A 17,065-nucleotide genomic window follows, 5' to 3' on the forward strand; every position below is an offset into this window, starting at 1 on the left:
CGCGTATGGCTGGCAGCGGGCGTCATACCGATATGCGCCGTGGCATGGATGGACTTGCCGCGCTGGTGCAATCAGCACTCGGTCGTGATCCCTTCTCGGGGCACATCTTCCTGTTTCGCGGGCGTCGCGGTGACCTCATCAAGATTTTATGGTGGAGCGGCGACGGCATGAACCTGTAGCCATCCGGACCAGGCCAGGATCAGGAGCCGCCGGAACCCGCTGCAGCCGATATGCCGGCCGCGGCCTCTATTGCAGAAGCAGTGCGCTTGAGGTCTTGCAGGTACCGGGCTGCTGCCGAGGCAGGCGTGAGCACCGATGCAAAGAAGGTTATGCAGACCGTTCCGATAACTCGGCCTTCCAGGTGCACAGGAACGGCGATGCTGCCTGTCTCCGGCACCAGACCGCTGTTTCGCGACCCATAGCCATCCCCGCGCGTCTGCTCGAGCAAGGCTTCCACCTGCTTTGGGGAATTGGCAAGGGCATCATCGGGTGAGCAGGACTTCGCCAGCGCGGCCAGTATCTCGTCCCGTTCTTGTTGCGGACAGAATGCCAGATACGCCAAGCCCATAGAGCTGCGCAACAAAGGAATGCGAGCGCCCAGACTGGCCTCATCGATCACGAGGGGACTAATGCGTCGCGTCGTTTCGCGCAAGTAGATCGCGTGGTTGGCGAACACTCCAAATCCTGTGGGCCAAAGCACGCGGCGCTGGAGAGCCTGTAGTTCGGCAAAGGCGAAATGAGCGACGGAGTCCTCCTGGCGGAAGCCATCGCTCAGCGCCCTCACCAAATGCGTTAGGCGATATCCGCCGCGATCGTCGCGCACGATGTAGCCCTCGTGTTCCAGGCATTGAAGAAAGCGGTACAGGGCTGGCCGCGAAATGCCGGTGGAGCGATGGAGTTCGCCCACCTTGGAACCGTTGTATGCGTTCAGCGCCCGCAGGACTGCCAATGTCCTAGAGATAACACGCGATGTATGGGCTTCAGACTTATCCATGTTTGTCCGCGTACCGGGCAAGTAGAAGGTTCACGCTTGATCAGCGCGAGTCTAGCAAACATCATTGTGACTCGATCCATAGAACTGACAACAGGGTCAACGGAGACACTAATGATGAAAAATTTTCTCGCCCGCATGTGCGCGGCGACAGCTTGTACGTTGATGTTGGCGGGTCAGGCGGTGTCGCAGGGCTATCCCGTCAGGCCTATCACCTTGATCGTTCCCTATGCTCCGGCAAGTGCTCCTGATCTGCTTGGGCGTGTGGTGGCGGCGAAATTGAGCGAATCGCTCGGCCAGTCCGTGGTGGTGGAAAATCGGGTCGGCGCTGCGGGCCAGATCGGCGCGGACGCCATCAGTAAAGCCGCTCCAGATGGATACACCATAGGTGTATTCGACGGCAACGTCTACGGGATTCTGCCTGCGGCTCGCCCTCGATCAGGGCATGATCCGTTGCGCGATTACACGCTGATCATGAATGCAGCGAGGCTCACGATGTTCTTGGCGGTCAACTCGTCTGTCCCGGCGAACTCGGTGCAGGAGTTCATCGCTCTAGCCAAGGCGAATCCCGGGATGAACTATGGCTCCGCCGGACAGCTGGGCATACATCACTTGTCCATGGAGAGCTTCATGCAGATGTCCGGAATCTATATGAACCACATTCCGTACAAGGGAGTGATTCAGGCCGTGCCAGCGCTTATTACTGGGGAAGTCTCGGCCATGTTCAACTCGCTGCCGTCGCTTTCGCCACATCTGAAGTCCGGCAAGATCCGCCTGCTCGGCGCAGGTTCGCCGCAGCGCTCGCCACTACTTCCCGAACTACCCACCATCAGCGAATCCGGGCTTCCTGGATACGAAAGCCTGTACAGCATGGGGTTCGCGGCGCCTGCGGGAACCCCAAAAGAAATCATCGAGCAGCTGCATGCCCATATGACGCGAGCGCTCCAGCAGCCGGATGTAGCGGAAAAGCTTGCCGCCGTCGGCCTGGAGCCGGCGATGAACTCGCCCACTGAATTCCGGGCGCAGATCCAGCGAGAGCAGGCCCAGTATCGGAAGCTTGTCGAGCTGACCAACATCAGGAATTGAGATGAATCGACTGGAAAACAAGGTGGCCATCGTCTTCGGGGCTGGGCCGAACATCGGCGGGACCATCGCGCACTTCTTCGCCCGAGAAGGCGCCAAGGTGGTCGTCAGCGATCAGAACGCCGACGCTGCAAGGGAAACGACGGAGTTCCTCGCCAGTCGCGGCTTCGAGGCGGTGGACGCCGCGGGCAGCGCACTCCTTGAAGAGGATGTGGAGCGCATCGTGGAGACGGCAGTGGAACGCTTTGGCCAGCTCGACGCGATCGTCAACATGGCAGGGAAGATCCATTGGTCTTCGATTCTAGACATGAAGCTCGAGGAATGGAACGAGGCGCTGCCGAGTTTCCCCACCGCGGGCATGCTGACCACCAAGCATGCTGCACGCGCAATGATCAAGACCGGGCGGCGGGGAAGCATCGTGCACATTCTTTCGACGGCTGCGCATTTCGGCGAAGCCTCTGGCGCGGCCTATACGTCGGCAAAGGCTGCCTTGCTGAGCTTGGCGCGATCGGCAGCCATGGATCTGGCTTGCGACGGCATCCGTGTCAACACCGTTACTCCATGCGGAATGGAGCACAACCTTTGGACGATGATGCATGACGAGGTGTTCAATCCGGACTTCAGACCGCCCGACAGACCCTCATTCTATTCGCGGGACGATTACTTGAAGAACATTCCCTTGACGCGCTTCCCGCGCGCTTCGGACCTCGCCTGGGCGGCCGTCTTTCTGGCCTCGGAAGAGTCGTCGTTTTGCACTGGCATCGATATTCCTGTCGATGGCGGGCTACGCCACAAGTACCCCACCTGGCGGCCTGGCGACCACGCCCGGACGAACATCAACGATTATGTCCGCAGCATACGCAAGACCGCTTACGGCGAGGAATGCGAGCCTCTGTTTCCTTCCAATGACTGAGTACACGATATGACTTACACCGTTGATGACCTCCGAACCGTCCGGAAAATGCACAACGACAAGAAATCGCTCGTGGAGGTGGCCGCCGGCACCCCGATGGGCAGGTTGCTGCGCCAATTTTGGCATCCCGTTGCGCTGTCGCGCAGCGTGGAACCCGGCAAGGCCGTATCGATCCGTATCCTGGACGAGGATTTGACCTTGTACCGCGGTGAAGGCGGCGAGCCGCATGTCGTCGGCGCCCGTTGCGCCCATCGCGGTACGCTCATGCATACAGGCTGGGTCGAAGGCGAGCATATTCGCTGCATTTACCATGGCTGGCTGTACGATGCGTCCGGCAAATGCGTCGAGCGGCCGGCGGAGACCACCGCGGGCAGCGCGGGCATCGGAGGCTATCCGGCTCTGGATTATGGCGGCCTGGTGTTCGCGTATTTTGGGTCGGCGCCGGCGCCCGAGTTCAGCCTTCCGCGCAAGGAGATCCTAGAGACAGCCGAGCGGGCGACGTTTGCCCGCAAGGAGCAATGGCCTTGCAACTGGTTCCAAATGATCGAGAATTCCATGGACGCCACCCACGTCAGTTTTGCGCACCAGGCAGGTATCGTGGGCGCGTTCGGAAAAGCCATCACTACCACGGTCCCGGCGCTGAAATACACCGAGACCGAGGCAGGAGTCGAGCAGCGGGCGATGCGGGCAGAGAACAACGTGCGGGTGAGCGACTGGACCTTTCCTAACAACAATCACATCATCATCCCGGGTTTCACACAGCGCGATCCGTGGGTTGATATCTGCGTCTGGATGGTGCCCGTCGATCGAGAAAATGCAATACGCTTCTTCATCTATAGCGCACCCATGCAGGGCGCGGACGCCGAACGCTTCACGCAGTATTTCGAGCAGTACGGCGAGTACAACCCGGCGGACTACCACGAAGAACTCTTCGACAAGGGAATCTATCCTACTGAGCAGTTGATCCAGCTTACCGGCGCGCAGGACTACGTCGCGACGGTGGGACAGGGGGCGATTGCCGATACTGAAAACGAACGGTTGGGCAAGTCGGACGCCGGCGTGGTCTTCTTGCGCCGCCTGTTCTGGCGCGAACTAGATGCTCTCGAATCGGGAGGGCAGACGAAACAGTGGCGGAAATTGACCAAGCCGGCCGAATTGCCCCACCCGCCGGTTCCGACCTGAGAGAAGCATGATGTCCAGGGCTCCTGCTGAGAAGTTCACGACCATCGACCGGATCGATGATCTGATCGATGCGATCGGAGAACATGCCTGTACGCCGGGATGGATACCGCGGCAGCGCCCGATATTGTGGGACCGTCCGCAGTCCGCGATGCAGCCGATGCATTGGAACTATGGGATGATCCGGCCTGCGCTTCAGGCGGCTGGAAGGTTGATCGGAACGGATCTCGCAGAGCGTCGCAACTTCGTCCTGCGCAACCCGGCGCCTGGGAATGAGTTCGCGACGACCACCACGCTTGTGGGAGCGTATCAGTCCATTCTCCCGGGAGAGCGCGCACGCTCTCATCGCCACTCTCCGCACGCCTTGCGGGTGATTCTCGAAGCGCAGGGGGCCTACTCGATCGTGAATGGGCAGAAGCATCCGATGGATACGGGAGACATCGTTCTGACGCCTGGGGGATGCTGGCACGGACATGTGCACGAAGGAGCGGAGCAAGCGTACTGGTTCGATTGCCTGGACGTTCCGCTCGTGCAGTTGCTGGAGCCCATGACCCATGATCCACATCCCGACGGATGGGAAACGGCGGCCGCTACAGTGAAGCGCTCGCCGTACCTGTTCCGATGGGCGGATACAGTCCGTCGTCTCGACATGCTTCGAGGAAACGGAAGCCCGCATTTCGGGCGAGTGCTGGACCTGAGTTCCGATGAGATGCCGACGATCGCCATACAAGTGCATGACTGGAAAGCCGGGTGGGCCAACCGGCCGTTCCGCCACATGTGCAATACGTTGTATGTCGTCCTGCAAGGGAGCGGTCGCAGCGAGATCGGCGAACTGAGCGTTGACTGGCGATTCGGAGACGTCATGGCCGCGCCGCTGTGGTGTCGGCAGGCGCACGTCGCTCGCCAGGACGCGGTCGTCGTCGCGCTCAGTGATCAGAGCCTGATGAAGCATGCCCGCTACTACAGGTTGGAGGATTGTGGTTGAGAGGGTCGACATCGAGGGGCCCGCGCACCCGCCGCTGTATCAACTATTCAAGGAAAACTCATGCGATTGTGCCGTTTCAATTCCGACAGACTGGGTTTGATCGAAGACGATAGTGTCGCTGATGTTAGCGAGGCGCTTGGCGAACTCTCCGCACATAGGTGGGGCGCGTTCGCAGGCGACCCGCTGATCCTGGCGCTCCCCCGCGTCATGGACGCGGCGACACGGCTGCGGGCCTCGGCGCCCCGCGTGCCGCTCGCCTCTGTAGAACTGAAGAGTCCGATCACACAGCCGGGCAAGATCATGGCTGCTCCTGCCAACTACAGCCTTCATGTGAAGGAGACGATCGATCCCGGCATCGATCACGGAGTGCACAGCAAGGCGCTCGAGGGAGTCGAACGACCTCCGGAAAAATATGGCCTTTTTCTGAAGGCGCTATCGGCGCTCGTCGGGGCAGGGCAGGGGGTCGATCTCGTCTTCCCTGATCGGCGCACCGACCACGAGATCGAGTTGGCGGTCATCATCGGCGTCGGCGGCCATTCCATTTCGGCAAGCAAGGCCATGGAGCACGTCGCTGGCTACAGCATCGGACTCGACATGACCGTGCGAGGTGCCGAGGATCGCAGCTTCCGCAAGTCTCCTGACAGTTACTGTGTCTTGGGACCCGCGATCGTGACGCGCGACGAGATAGATGATCCGATGGCGCTCGAATTGACTCTGTCCGTAAATGGAGTTCTGAAGCAGACCTCATCGACGAGCGTGATGACTGTCGGCATCGCCGAACTGATCGCGTTGGCGTCGCGAATGTACACGTTGCAGCCGGGCGATGTATTGCTGACCGGCACTCCTCAAGGAGTCGGTGCAGTGCGTCCGGGCGACGTGATGCAGTGCTCGTGTTCCGGCATCGGAGAAATGCAGGTGCCTGTTCGTCTGCACGGGAATCATGCGTCGGCGAGGGACCCGAACAAGGCGGATTGAATGCGGTCCAGGGAAGCTTGTGAAAAAAATTCAAATTCGAGACAACGATGGCCCTTGAACATATTACGGTGATTGATCTGACCCATATGCTGTCAGGCCCCTACGGCACGATGCTGTTGTCGGACCTCGGCGCGCGCACGATTAAGGTAGAGCCGCCCGGGACCGGTGAAGGCACGCGGCGGCTGCTAGAGCAAGACCCCGATTACGCCATCGACGGCATGGGCGCCTATTACCTGACGCTCAATCGCAATAAGGAAAGCGTCTGCATCGACCTCAAGAGCGAAGCGGGAAAAGCCGTTTTCTTCGATCTTGTCAAAAAGGCCGATGTCGTCTTCGATAATTTCAGCGTTGGCGTATCACAACGCCTCGGCATCGATTACCTTGCGCTGTCGAAGGTCAATCCGCGCATTATTGCCTGCTCGGTCACGGGCTTCGGCATGACAGGCCCCGATACCCGGCGGCCGGCGTTCGACCAGGTGGTGCAGGCGATCGGAGGCGGCATGTCGATTACCGGGACATCGGAAACCGGACCGATTCGCAGCGGCATTCCCATCGGCGACTTGGGCGGAGGCGTGTTCGGCTGCATCGGCGTGCTGGCGGCTCTTGCAGAGCGCGAACGCACGGGACTCGGTCAACAGGTGGACATTTCGATGCTGGACGTGCAGATCTCTCTGCTCAATTACATGGCGACGATGCACCTCATGTCGGGCCATACCCCGCGAGGCATTGGCAATGCGCACTTTGTACATGTGCCCTACAATAGCTACCCGACCGCGGACGGTCATGTGATCGTTGCCTGTATTGGCGACGCTTTTTTCGAGCGTTTCGTGGAATTCATCAATTTGCCCGCCCTGCGCAGGCCCGAATATTTGCAGCAGCCGGCGCGCTATGCCGACCGTGCCGAGATCGACCGGCTCATCAGCGAGGAATTTCGGAAGCATCCTACCGCATACTGGCTTAGGGAGCTGGCCGCGTCGCGTATTCCGTGCGGGCCCGTGAACAATTTCGCCCAAGCGCTCTCCGACCCGCAGGTGGCAGCGCGCGACATGGTAGTGGATGTGGATTTGCCCAGCGGAAAGACGGTGCGCATGCCCGGCAATCCGGTGAAGCTGTCCGCGGCGGAGACGCGTCGCTATGCCGCGCCGCCTGCCCTGGGAGAGCATACACGGAGCGTATTACAGCAGCTTCTAGGCTATGAGCCCGATCGAGTTGACCAGCTCCGCGCCGCAGGCGCCATTGCCTAGCCAGGGGCCGTAAGGATCATGCAGCGCATTTTTGTGACCGACGTCGCTCCGCGCGACGGCTTGCAGAACCAAAAGGTAGCGGTCTCCACGGAATCGAAGGTCCGGTTGATCGAGTTGCTGGCCCTCGCCGGAGTGCAGAGCATCGAGGCGACGAGTTTTGTCTCACCCTGGGCGGTGCCGCAGATGTCCGACGCGGGCGAGCTCACACCAGCCGTTTCGGCTCGCCTGCCGGGACTACGCGTTTCCGTGCTGGTGCCCAATCTCAAGGGGTTGGAGCGCGCATGTAGCGCCGGAGCTCGGGAGATCGCCGTGGTGCTCTCAGCAACCGAGACCATGAATCGCAAGAACATCAATATGGGGCTGGCGCAGGCAACCGAGGTCAGTGAGCTGACATTGGCGGAAGCGCGGCGGTTAGGGTTGCGCACCCGGGCCTACGTGGCAGTGGCGTTCGAATGTCCATTCGAGGGAATCACGCCGCTCGATGAAGTGTTGCGTCTGTCTGCGCGCATGAATGCGGCCGGAGCCGGGGAAATCGTGATCGCCGATACGATCGGCGCAGCCTCGCCTGCCCAGGTGCGCGAGCGCATGCGGGCGGTGCAGGAAACGATTCCTGTGGAAAAACTTGCGATGCACTTGCATGATACGCGCGGCATGGGCGTGGCCAATGCCTGGGCAGCGCTCGAGGTCGGCATTCGCCGCTTTGACGCCAGCGTTGGAGGCATCGGCGGCTGTCCATTCGCCCCCGGCGCGGCCGGCAATCTCGCCACCGAGGATCTGGTTCTTCTGGCCGAGCAAGGCGGCTTCTCGACGGGCATCTCGCTCGACGGGCTGCTCGATGCCGTGGATTTTGCCGAATCCGCGTTGGGGGCGCCTCTGGGGGGACGCTCGATCAACTGGCTACGCGGCGTGCGCAAGAGGCGTGCGGTGGAGTGACTGGCGCAGATTCGAAGCGATCCGCCGCACGGCAAGCTTTGCGCAGAGCGAGTTCAGAGCATCAGCGAGTGGCGGGGTTTGGAGCTGCTGTGTCCGATGCGCTCAAGGTGGCTTTGGTGAAGCATGTCACCAAGGAGGAGCTGGTGCCGGCCTGCGGGAAGCGCTGGCGCAAGCACTCCCCGCGCATGAAGTCACCATCTAGGTCAGCGACGACGCGGAGAAGCTCTGGCTGTACTACCCCAGCGCGGTGGAGAACACGGATGCCTATCTGCGGCCGAGCGTCCTGCTCGAATTTGGCGGGCGCAACGCCACGCTTCCATGAGGTCGGGCACGTCGTGGAACGCCGGAGTCTTGTAGTAGGCGAGCGAACCGTTGGTGAGCTCCCCGTCGACGTACTGCATGTGCTCCAGCAGAGCACCGCCAAGCGACATGATGGCGGCGCCCGACAGTTGGGTCGCGACGCCCCCGGGATTGATAACGCTTCCCGCATCGGCGACGCTGACCAGACGCAGGATCTTGATATGGCCCGTTTCTGTGTCGACCTCGATCTCAGAGGTGGCCGCGAGAATTCGGACAGTCGGATAAGTGGAACGTCCGAGGCTTGAGCCAGCGATAATGCTGGTAAAGGAACCGGAGCAATGACGAAGTCTCCTGCAACGGCTACGCCGTTCATCTGCGTGCTCCTGCGGCGTTCGCTTTCCCCGTGGGGAGGGAGGCATCCATTACATCTCCTGCGGGTGCAAGCCCCGCCACGGCGCTGACGCGAGAGAACCTGAAGCGGGCGCTCAAGCGGGGTAAGCGCCCGGCGAACCCATCTTCCCTCCAGTTTTGTCTGCGGCTAGTGTCCACCACTTTTAGGTGGACACCATGGCCAGGACAGAATTGAGCATGGTTCGCCCACGGCGAACGTATACGAAGGCGTTCAAGGCGCAAGTCGTGGCCGAGTGCGGCGACCCGGAGTCATCGATAGCCGGTGTGGCCCTGACCCATGGCCTGAACGCGAACCTGGTGCATAAATGGCTCAGAATTGCCGAGGCGCGAGCAGGTTCTGATCCGGCCTTTGTGCCGTTGGTGCCGGCAGGCCGGACGCCCGGGAGCGGGCAGCCGATCGAACTGGAGATCAGGCGAGGTAGCGTGCAAGTCTCGGTACGTTGGCCGGCCAGCGATGCGATCACTTGCGCGGCCTGGCTGGGCGAGTGGTTGAAGTGATCCGCGTCGATGCGATCTGGCTGGCAACGCAGCCGCTGGATATGCGCGCCGGTGCCGACACGGCCCTGGCCCGTGTAGTGGCGGTGTTCGGCGCAGCCCGCCCGCATCATGCCTATTGCTTTACGAACAAGCGTGCCAATCGCATGAAGGTGCTGGTGCACGATGGCATCGGGGTATGGTTGGCGGCGCGTCGTTTGAACCGCGGCAAGTTCACGTGGGCGACGGAGGTTCACGGCCCGCAGGTCAGTCTCGATACCGAGCAGTGGCAAGCCCTGGTGCTGGGCTTGCCATGGCAACACGTGGGGCAGGCGAGCACGATCTCGATAGTGTAGCCAAGGGCAATCGGGCAATGTGCCAATGGTGTGGGCCTTGGAGCTGGGCGATACTTGCACCATGAACCCGGCAGCCCCTTCCCTGGACGATCTGGACGCGCAAGAACTGCGCACGCTGGCGGCCGAGTTGATGAGCACGCTGGCGCGCAAAGATGAAGCGATCGCGCGCCACGAAGCCGAACAGATACGCAAAGATGACGCCATTGCTCGCCACGAAGCCGAGCAGGCCCGCCAACTGCAAGTTCTGCATCACAAGCAGACCCACATCGACCAACTGACGCAGGAGCTGGCGCTGTACAAGCGCTGGCGCTACGGGCGTCGCAGCGAGCAGCTCGATGCTGCCCAGGGCAGCCTGCTGGAAGAAACGATGGATGCCGACATGGCGGCCATCGAGGAAGAGCTCGATGCCATCCGCGAGGAGGTGGCCGGCCATCCGATCGAGCGCCAACAGCCCCGCCGCCTGCGATTGCCGTCGTCCCTGCCGCGCACCGAGATCCGTCACGAGCCTGAGTCCACGACGTGCCAGTGCGGCTGCGCCTTGCAGCGCATCGGCGAGGACACGAGTGAGCGACTGGACTACACGCCTGGCATCTTTACCGTCGAGCACCACATCCGAGGCAAGTGGGTGTGCCAGCACTGCGAGACGCTGACCCAGGCACCGATCCCGGCGCAGATCATCGACAAGGGCATCCCCACCGCGGGCCTGTTGGCCCAGGTGCTGGTGGCCAAGTACGCCGATCACCTGCCGCTGTATCGCCAGGAAGGGATCTTTAGCCGCGCGGGCCTGGCGCTGCCACGTTCAACCTTGGGCCAGTGGGTGGGCATCTGCGGGCTGCGCTTGCAGCCGCTGGTCGATGCGCTCAAGGCCCAGGTGCTCACCAAAGGCGTACTGCATGCTGACGAGACCCCGGTGCAGATGCTCAAGCCCGGCGCCGGCAAGACGCATCGCGCCTACCTGTGGGCGTATACGCCGACGGCCTACGACAGCCTGCGGGCGGTCATCTACGACTTTACGCCCAGCCGGGCGGGCGAGCACTGCCGCACGTTCCTTGAGGACTGGCGAGGCAAATTGGTGGCCGATGACTACTCGGGCTACAAGGCTGGCTTCGCTGCGGGCATCACCGAGTTAGGCTGCATGGCACATGCCCGGCGCAAGTTCCACGAGCTGCACGCCAACCACCAGAGCCAGATCGCCGGCGAGGCACTGGAGCTGTTCGGGGCACTGTACGGCGTGGAGCGCGAGGCGCAAAACCTCGACCCCGACCGCAGACGGGCTCTACGCCAGGAACGGGCCCGTCCCATCGCTGACACGCTACACCGTTGGTTGATGGCGCAGCGCCTGAGGGTGCCCGACGGTTCGGGCACGGCCAAGACCATCGACTACAGCCTCAAACGCTGGGAGGCGCTTACGCGCTACCTCGATGACGGCCATGCGCCGATCGACAACAACTGGGTCGAGAACCAGATCCGGCCGTGGGCCATCGGGCGCTCGAACTGGCTGTTCGCCGGGTCATTACGCGGTGGCCAGCGCGCGGCCGCCATCATGAGCCTGATCCAGTCGGCACGGCTCAACGGGCACGATCCGTATGCTTACCTCAAGGACGTGCTCACGCGGTTGCCGACGCAGAAGAACCATCTGATCGGTGAGCTGTTGCCTCATCGCTGGCAGCCTGCTGCCTGAGCTCCGGCGTCAACACGGGTTCGCCGGGCGCTTACCAAGCGGGTGCGAGCCAACCGGGGATCGGCGGGGGTGGACGGGTTGGACATAGCCCAGACGGCCCGCAAGCTGGTCACGGAGTGGCCGCACATCCGGCAGCGGTTGTTGCAGGGGACGTACCGGCCCAGTCCGGTACGGCGGGTGACAATCCCGAAGCCCGATGGAGGCCAGCGCGAGTTGGGCATTCCGACGGTGACGGATCGGTTGATCCAGCAGGCGTTGTTGCAAGTGCTGCAACCGTTGCTCGATCCGAGCTTCAGCGAGCACAGCTACGGGTTCCGGCCTGGGCGGCGTGCGCACGACGCGGTGTTGGCCGCGCAGTCGTACGTGCAGTCGGGTCGGCGCGTGGTGGTGGACGTGGACTTGGAGAAGTTCTTCGACTGGGTCAACCACGACATTCTGATAGACCGGCTACAGAGGCGCGTTGCCGATGCCGGAGTGATCCGGCTGGTGCGCGCGTACCTGAACGCGGGGATCATGGATGGCGGGGTGGTCATGGCGCGCGAGCAGGGAACGCCGCAAGGCGGTCCGCTGTCGCCGCTGCTGGCCAACGTGCTGCTCGATGAGGTGGACCGGGAGCTGGAGCGGCGGGGGCATTGCTTCGTGCGCTACGCCGATGACTGCAACGTTTACGTGCACAGTCGCCGTGCGGGCGAGCGGGTGATGGCGCTGCTGCGCCGGCTGTACGGTGGTCTGAAGCTGAAGGTCAACGAAGCCAAGAGTGCGGTGGCCAGTGCGTTTACCCGCAAGTTCCTGGGGTATGCCCTGTGGCCTCGGGCAGGCAGGTCAAACGCAAGGTGGCTGCCAAGCCGCTGGCGACGTTCAAGCAGCGGGTCAGGCAACTGACCCGACGCAGTGGGGGGCGCAGCCTGGCGCAAGTCGTGCAGAGGTTGCGTCCCTACCTGTTGGGCTGGAAGGCCTACTTCGGGCTGTCGCAGACGCCAGGCGTCTGGCGGGGGGTGGACGAATGGCTGCGGCATCGGCTGCGGGCGGTCCAGCTCAAGCACTGGAAGCGCGGCGCGACCATGTTCCGGGAATTACGTGCCTTGGGAGCAAGCCACGACGTTGCCCGCCAGATCGCGGCCAATAGCCGTCGCTGGTGGCGCAACAGCGGCAAGCTGCTCAATAGCGTACTCGGCCTGGCATGGTTCGACCGCTTGGGCCTGCCACGACTCGCTTAACCTCAACCTCTCGAACCGCCCGGTGCGGACCCGCATGCCGGGTGGTTGTGGCAGGGGCGCAGCCCGAAAGGGCTGCCCCCTATGCCGATTCCAGCGACGGCTACCGATATTCGCCTTCAGCCACGCGCTGCCAGTCCATTTTTGGGCTGCCGCCGCAGTGGCGTTACCTACAGGTGGAAATCACCCGCGGCTTCCGGCTGATAAAGCACTTTCCTGATCCGGATATGGCAGGTTCGGTTCGGAATCCGCCAACTGAAAGCGTCGCCTTCCTTGTAGCCCAGGATCGCGGTGCCGATGCCGGAGCAAACCGATAGTTTCTCTGCACGGTCGTCCGCATCCTCCGGATAAACCAGCGCAACTTCCACCTCCTCGTCGTCCACCTCCAGCAAGGCTTTGGAGTTCATCGTGACGACATCCCCCGCCACTTGCCGTGGGTCGACGACGATGGCTCGTTCGATCTCGTGCTCCAGCTCAAAAATATCCGGGCCCTCGCCGAACTCGACCAGATTCTTGAGCCGGGCCTTGTCGATTTCGGTGATGGTGATGTCGGAGGCGTGAGCCGCAGGGCTCTCACGCAAGAACCGGAGATAGCGATCCGAGTTCATGACAAAAGACTTCATCGTAGGCGTTTCGCTTTCCAGCAAGAAGCCGCTGCGCAGGAAAGCCTTCAGCGATCGTGCGTTGTCTGGATGGATTTTGGCGATGAGCTTCTCGGCCCGCATATCGAAGAAGGCGAGCTTCATGCCTTCGCGGATCGCGCTGGCGCCGAGCTTGCGGCCCCAGTTGTCGCGGTTGCCGATGACCAGGACCATTTCGCAGTCCGAGCCCTTCTTGACGAGACGGACGAAGCCCACCGGCACGTCATGTCGGTCGTAGGCCATGAAGAACCGGCCACCCTGGTTGAACAGATGGGTCAGGATCGGCAACTGGACCCGGTCGATGACCTGCTCAATGAACCGGGAGACATGGCGCGAATCGCTCAGGTAGCGAGTAACGCCCTCGTCTTCCAGCCAGTCCATCAGAGTAAGCGCGTTTGCCCGAGTGATCTCGGGACACAGGAAAATGAAAGGCTTGTTCATCTTCACCCCGTTGGGTTTCAAGAATAAAAGCCTTTCATGGCCTTGGCCATGACGGTTCTTTCGACAGAGTGTCCATTTTAAGGCATCGCGCGAGTTCGGGGGCGAGGCATGCCTCTTCGCGCCCCGAACCGGATATCCGGAAAGTGGATAACAACTTTACCCGTTCCGACGCGTGCGGGGCATGCGCCGCTTCCATAATGATTCGGCCGGAAGGAGTACCGCTCCAAGCCCATATTTTGCCGCCGGGCCGCCCCTAGGCAAAAAGCGCCCCCTCGGGGGCAGCGACGGCCCGAAGGGCCTAGCGTGGAGGCCTTCTTGGGCTTCGCAATTTCTTCAATGCAGCTGCCCGTCCACTGGAGTTCGTTATGGAATCGAGCCGTTTTTCACGAGCCGCATGGCTGCTTGTGTCCACGCTGAGTTGTGTCCTGGTCGCGCCCGCCAACGCGCAATCCTATCCATCGAAGCCGATCCGCCTCGTCGTCGGATTTCCCGCGTCAGGCATGTCGGACAATCTGGCTCGCGTGCTCGCGAAGGTGCTGGGCGAGCAGATGGGGCAGAGCGTGATCGTGGAGAATAAACCCGGGGCCGGCACCACCATCGCTGCCGAATACGTCGCCAAGGCGGCCCCCGATGGCTACACGCTCTTCATGCAGGATCTGACCACCCATGCCATCAACGCAAGCCTGTATCCCAGCCTGCGCTACGACTCCATCAAGGATTTCACGCACCTGACGCTGGTGGCCTCGACACCGCTGGTCATGGTCGTGAATCCCAAGTCCTCGATTGCATCCGTCAAGGATCTTGTGGAAACGGCCAAAGCCAAGCCCGGCTCGCTGAACTACGGATCCTCCGGCATCGGCACCATTCTCCACCTGTCCGGCGAGATGCTGAAGCAGCGCACTGGAATCGACCTGATGCACGTGCCCTACAAGGGGGCAACCGCCGCGACGATGGCGTTGGTGGGGGGCGACCTCACGGTGACGTTCGCGACCATGCCGACGGCCGTGCCGCTGTACCAGTCGGGCCGCATACGTCCTATCGCCGTAACGACCAGCCGCCGCGCGCAGGTCATGCCGGACGTCCCGACCATGGTAGAAGCCGGCGTGCCGAACTATGTCGTCGTTCTCTACAACGGGGTTATGGCGCCTCCCGGGCTGCCCGCCGACCTCGCCGATCGGCTGCGCGCCGAAATCCGCAAGGCCGTGCAGTCGCCGGAGCTCAAGACATTCTACGAGGCGAACAGCGCCGAACTCGTCACCAGCACCGGCGAAGAGATGGCCGCGCTGATCGCCGGCGACATCAAAAAGTACGAAAGCGCCGTGCGCGAATCCGGTGCGCGCGTGAATGAATGATTTTTCACCAACAGAGTAGGAGAGTGATCATGGAGATACGCTTGCCCCGCCACAGTCGTTATGACTATGTGCCGCTGACCGAGCGCAAGGACTACAGCTGGCCGGACGGACGACGCCTGGCCTTCTGCCTGACGACGAATATCGAGTGCTTTGCGTACGGCAAAGGGCGCGGCATGGATCCCGCCAAGCACGGCGAGCCCCAGAACCACCGCAACTACTCATGGCGCGACTATGGCAACCGGATCGGCGTGTGGCGCCTGTTCGACCTCTTCGACGACCTGAAGCTGCCCGTCGCCCACAACACGAACAGCCTGCTCTACGAACACGCCCCTCAGGTTTTCGACGCGATCAGGCGCCGAGGCGACGAAATCGTCGCGCATGGGCGCACGAATGGCGAAACCCTGCGGGATTTCAACTGGGAGGCGGACGAGGCGCGGGTCATCCAGGAAATCACCGAGACGTTCCGGCGTCACGAGGGCAAGCCGCCCAAGGGCTGGATGGGGCCCGGTGCGGCAGAGAATTCGACGACACCGGATCTGCTCAAGGAGGCGGGATACCGATACACCATGGACTGGCCTGCAGACGATCAGCCTTTCTACATGAATACCCGCTCAGGCAAGCTTCTGTCGATTCCGTATCCGGTGGAGCTGAACGACGCACAGCAGGCCATCCACCGTGCGCATACCCCCCGGGACTTCTGCGAAATGATGGTGGATCAGTTCGAAGAGATGCTCGAGCAGTGCGAGCACCACCCTCTGGTCTACAACATCTCCATCCATCCCTTCATTTTCGGACAGCCTTATCGCCTTCGGCCGTTCCGCGAGGCACTGAAGCACATGGCCGGCCACTCGCTGCGCGACCGCATCTGGTTCTGCCGCCCGGAAGACGTCGCCGAGCACTGCTTCACGCTGGCGCCGGGAATCATTCCCGGTTCGGAATGATCCTGCGTACGCAACGCCCCGCATTTTTCGGAGAAGCCATATGAGCAGCAACTGGAGTGCAGAGTACACGGCCAAGAAGGGCGATGTGGTCCTTCACATCTACCGCCGGTGCAAGAACGAGCCGTCCATGTCCCACCCACGGCCGGTTCTATTCCTGGTCCACGGCTCTTCTTTCGCCGCGTTGCCGGGATACGACCTTCGCGTCCCCGGCAAAGAGGGCTATTCGATGATGGATCGGTGCGCGGAGGAGGGGTACGACGTCTGGACCATGGATCACGAAGGGTACGGACGCTCATCGCGCTCTGAGAGCAACTCCGATATTCCGTCAGGGGCGGATGATCTCGAGGTGGCTGCCGAATTGATCGAGAAGCAGACCGGGTCCAAGTCGGCTATGTACTATGGCCAGTCTTCGGGCTCTCTGCGAGCTGCTCTCTTCGCGCAGCGTCGTCCGGACCGCGTGTCGCGCGTGATTCTCGACGCCTTCGTGTGGACAGGAGAGGGGTCCCGCACGCTCCTCAAGCGGCGAGAGGGGCTCGAATCCTATCTGGCGTCGAACCGCCGTGCCGTGACCCGGGAATCGCTCCACGCTTCATTGCTGCGCGACGATCCGCAAAGCCTGACGGTCGAGGCCGGCGTGCCGGACGCACTGGCCGATGCCGCGCTGAAAGACGGCGACTCCGTGCCGTCGGGAACGTTCGTCGATATGTGCAGCAAGTTGCCGCTGGTGGATCCCGCGAAAATCCGATGCCCGGTCTACATCATGCGTGGCGAGCACGACGGGATCGCCACGCTCGACGACATCATTGCCTTCTATGTGGCGCTGCCCAACAACGACAAGCATTTTTCGATGATATCCAACTCGGCACACATTGCGCCGCTGGGCAGGAATCGGGATCGCTTCTACCAGATGATGTTCTTCTTTCTGAATCTGAAGCCCGCGGATTGAGGCCG

17 protein-coding genes and 1 pseudogene are annotated in these 17,065 nt (G+C 62.0%); 15 read left to right on the top strand and 3 right to left on the bottom strand.

The genetic code is table 11. From position 1 onward, the window contains the following. Positions 1 to 32: 32 nt before the first annotated feature. On the top strand, positions 33 to 179 hold the full coding sequence (gene tnpB / locus PIGHUM_RS20675) for an IS66 family insertion sequence element accessory protein TnpB (RefSeq protein WP_342773225.1): 147 nt from the start codon (positions 33 to 35) through the stop codon (positions 177 to 179). 20 nt (positions 180 to 199) lie between these two features. Here tnpB (PIGHUM_RS20675) and PIGHUM_RS20680 read toward each other — a convergent pair whose 3' ends face one another. Then, entirely contained in the window at positions 200 to 994 is a 795-nt protein-coding gene (locus PIGHUM_RS20680; RefSeq protein ID WP_124081613.1) for an IclR family transcriptional regulator domain-containing protein, read from the bottom strand. 111 nt (positions 995 to 1,105) lie between these two features. Between PIGHUM_RS20680 and PIGHUM_RS20685 the strand changes: the two genes are divergently transcribed. The 7 genes from PIGHUM_RS20685 to PIGHUM_RS20715 are packed head-to-tail and all read left to right on the top strand — an operon-like array spanning position 1,106 to position 8,303. Next, positions 1,106 to 2,077, top strand: coding sequence for a Bug family tripartite tricarboxylate transporter substrate binding protein (locus PIGHUM_RS20685; RefSeq protein WP_160142380.1), 972 nt, complete (start codon positions 1,106 to 1,108; stop codon positions 2,075 to 2,077). Position 2,078: 1 nt separating this feature from the next. After that, complete coding sequence (locus PIGHUM_RS20690) at positions 2,079 to 2,987, top strand: SDR family NAD(P)-dependent oxidoreductase (RefSeq protein ID WP_124081615.1); 909 nt, start codon at positions 2,079 to 2,081, stop codon at positions 2,985 to 2,987. A gap of 9 nt (positions 2,988 to 2,996) precedes the next feature. Then, entirely contained in the window at positions 2,997 to 4,169 is a 1,173-nt protein-coding gene (locus PIGHUM_RS20695; protein WP_246013385.1) for a Rieske 2Fe-2S domain-containing protein, read from the top strand. Positions 4,170 to 4,176: 7 nt separating this feature from the next. Beyond that, positions 4,177 to 5,151 (top strand): cupin domain-containing protein, encoded by a 975-nt coding sequence (locus PIGHUM_RS20700; RefSeq protein ID WP_124081616.1) that lies wholly within the window; start codon positions 4,177 to 4,179, stop codon positions 5,149 to 5,151. A gap of 60 nt (positions 5,152 to 5,211) precedes the next feature. Beyond that, a complete protein-coding gene (locus PIGHUM_RS20705) occupies positions 5,212 to 6,126 on the top strand; it encodes a fumarylacetoacetate hydrolase family protein (protein WP_124081617.1) in 915 nt (304 codons plus the stop codon). A 47-nt stretch (positions 6,127 to 6,173) separates the two neighbouring features. Next, positions 6,174 to 7,370: a CaiB/BaiF CoA transferase family protein gene (locus PIGHUM_RS20710; RefSeq protein WP_124081618.1), complete on the top strand. Its 1,197-nt coding sequence runs from the start codon at positions 6,174 to 6,176 to the stop codon at positions 7,368 to 7,370. Positions 7,371 to 7,385: 15 nt separating this feature from the next. Then, entirely contained in the window at positions 7,386 to 8,303 is a 918-nt protein-coding gene (locus PIGHUM_RS20715; RefSeq protein WP_124081619.1) for a hydroxymethylglutaryl-CoA lyase, read from the top strand. 203 nt (positions 8,304 to 8,506) lie between these two features. On the opposite strand, the gene PIGHUM_RS20720 is transcribed toward PIGHUM_RS20715, so the two are convergent. Continuing rightward, positions 8,507 to 9,022: a molybdopterin cofactor-binding domain-containing protein gene (locus PIGHUM_RS20720; RefSeq protein ID WP_124081620.1), complete on the bottom strand. Its 516-nt coding sequence runs from the start codon at positions 9,020 to 9,022 to the stop codon at positions 8,507 to 8,509. Between the two features lie 148 nt (positions 9,023 to 9,170). Between PIGHUM_RS20720 and tnpA the strand changes: the two genes are divergently transcribed. The 4 genes and pseudogenes from tnpA to ltrA form a co-directional block, all read left to right on the top strand. Continuing rightward, the gene (gene tnpA, locus PIGHUM_RS20725; protein ID WP_246013389.1) at positions 9,171 to 9,512 is read left to right on the top strand and encodes an IS66-like element accessory protein TnpA; all 342 of its coding nucleotides are present in this window, start codon (positions 9,171 to 9,173) and stop codon (positions 9,510 to 9,512) included. Beyond that, a complete protein-coding gene (gene tnpB, locus PIGHUM_RS20730) occupies positions 9,500 to 9,844 on the top strand; it encodes an IS66 family insertion sequence element accessory protein TnpB (RefSeq protein WP_148087265.1) in 345 nt (114 codons plus the stop codon). The genes tnpA and tnpB (PIGHUM_RS20730) overlap by 13 nt, the downstream gene beginning before the upstream one ends. A 61-nt stretch (positions 9,845 to 9,905) precedes the next feature. Continuing rightward, entirely contained in the window at positions 9,906 to 11,525 is a 1,620-nt protein-coding gene (gene tnpC, locus PIGHUM_RS20735; RefSeq protein ID WP_124081621.1) for an IS66 family transposase, read from the top strand. A gap of 36 nt (positions 11,526 to 11,561) precedes the next feature. Then, positions 11,562 to 12,742: pseudogene (ltrA, locus tag PIGHUM_RS20740) on the top strand (group II intron reverse transcriptase/maturase); the annotation flags it as partial. A gap of 167 nt (positions 12,743 to 12,909) precedes the next feature. Here ltrA and PIGHUM_RS20745 read toward each other — a convergent pair. Beyond that, on the bottom strand, positions 12,910 to 13,821 hold the full coding sequence (locus tag PIGHUM_RS20745) for a bifunctional GNAT family N-acetyltransferase/nucleoside diphosphate kinase regulator (RefSeq protein WP_124081622.1): 912 nt from the start codon (positions 13,819 to 13,821) through the stop codon (positions 12,910 to 12,912). 365 nt (positions 13,822 to 14,186) lie between these two features. Here PIGHUM_RS20745 and PIGHUM_RS20750 point away from each other — a divergent pair, with 365 nt between their 5' ends. The 3 genes from PIGHUM_RS20750 to PIGHUM_RS20760 are packed head-to-tail and all read left to right on the top strand — an operon-like array spanning position 14,187 to position 17,060. After that, positions 14,187 to 15,173, top strand: coding sequence for a Bug family tripartite tricarboxylate transporter substrate binding protein (locus PIGHUM_RS20750; RefSeq protein WP_124081623.1), 987 nt, complete (start codon positions 14,187 to 14,189; stop codon positions 15,171 to 15,173). Between the two features lie 29 nt (positions 15,174 to 15,202). Then, positions 15,203 to 16,114, top strand: coding sequence for a polysaccharide deacetylase family protein (locus PIGHUM_RS20755; protein WP_222929296.1), 912 nt, complete (start codon positions 15,203 to 15,205; stop codon positions 16,112 to 16,114). A 40-nt stretch (positions 16,115 to 16,154) separates the two neighbouring features. After that, complete coding sequence (locus PIGHUM_RS20760; protein ID WP_124081624.1) at positions 16,155 to 17,060, top strand: alpha/beta hydrolase; 906 nt, start codon at positions 16,155 to 16,157, stop codon at positions 17,058 to 17,060. The last annotated feature ends 5 nt before the right edge of the window (positions 17,061 to 17,065 follow it).

The sequence above is a fragment of the Pigmentiphaga humi genome (assembly GCF_900606115.1).
GTDB classification, from domain to species: Bacteria; Pseudomonadota; Gammaproteobacteria; order Burkholderiales; family Burkholderiaceae_B; genus Pigmentiphaga; species Pigmentiphaga humi.

What these genes read in the sequence shown, in the direction of transcription:
- tnpB (WP_342773225.1), top strand. Translation starts at nt 33, where the DNA reads ATGCGCCGTGGCATGGATGGACTTGCCGCGCTGGTGCAATCAGCACTC.
- PIGHUM_RS20680 (WP_124081613.1), bottom strand. Translation starts at nt 994, where the DNA reads ATGGATAAGTCTGAAGCCCATACATCGCGTGTTATCTCTAGGACATTG.
- PIGHUM_RS20685 (WP_160142380.1), top strand. Translation starts at nt 1,106, where the DNA reads ATGATGAAAAATTTTCTCGCCCGCATGTGCGCGGCGACAGCTTGTACG.
- PIGHUM_RS20690 (WP_124081615.1), top strand. Translation starts at nt 2,079, where the DNA reads ATGAATCGACTGGAAAACAAGGTGGCCATCGTCTTCGGGGCTGGGCCG.
- PIGHUM_RS20695 (WP_246013385.1), top strand. Translation starts at nt 2,997, where the DNA reads ATGACTTACACCGTTGATGACCTCCGAACCGTCCGGAAAATGCACAAC.
- PIGHUM_RS20700 (WP_124081616.1), top strand. Translation starts at nt 4,177, where the DNA reads ATGATGTCCAGGGCTCCTGCTGAGAAGTTCACGACCATCGACCGGATC.
- PIGHUM_RS20705 (WP_124081617.1), top strand. Translation starts at nt 5,212, where the DNA reads ATGCGATTGTGCCGTTTCAATTCCGACAGACTGGGTTTGATCGAAGAC.
- PIGHUM_RS20710 (WP_124081618.1), top strand. Translation starts at nt 6,174, where the DNA reads ATGGCCCTTGAACATATTACGGTGATTGATCTGACCCATATGCTGTCA.
- PIGHUM_RS20720 (WP_124081620.1), bottom strand. Translation starts at nt 9,022, where the DNA reads ATGCCTCCCTCCCCACGGGGAAAGCGAACGCCGCAGGAGCACGCAGAT.
- tnpA (WP_246013389.1), top strand. Translation starts at nt 9,171, where the DNA reads ATGGCCAGGACAGAATTGAGCATGGTTCGCCCACGGCGAACGTATACG.
- tnpC (WP_124081621.1), top strand. Translation starts at nt 9,906, where the DNA reads ATGAACCCGGCAGCCCCTTCCCTGGACGATCTGGACGCGCAAGAACTG.
- PIGHUM_RS20745 (WP_124081622.1), bottom strand. Translation starts at nt 13,821, where the DNA reads ATGAACAAGCCTTTCATTTTCCTGTGTCCCGAGATCACTCGGGCAAAC.
- PIGHUM_RS20750 (WP_124081623.1), top strand. Translation starts at nt 14,187, where the DNA reads ATGGAATCGAGCCGTTTTTCACGAGCCGCATGGCTGCTTGTGTCCACG.
- PIGHUM_RS20755 (WP_222929296.1), top strand. Translation starts at nt 15,203, where the DNA reads ATGGAGATACGCTTGCCCCGCCACAGTCGTTATGACTATGTGCCGCTG.
- PIGHUM_RS20760 (WP_124081624.1), top strand. Translation starts at nt 16,155, where the DNA reads ATGAGCAGCAACTGGAGTGCAGAGTACACGGCCAAGAAGGGCGATGTG.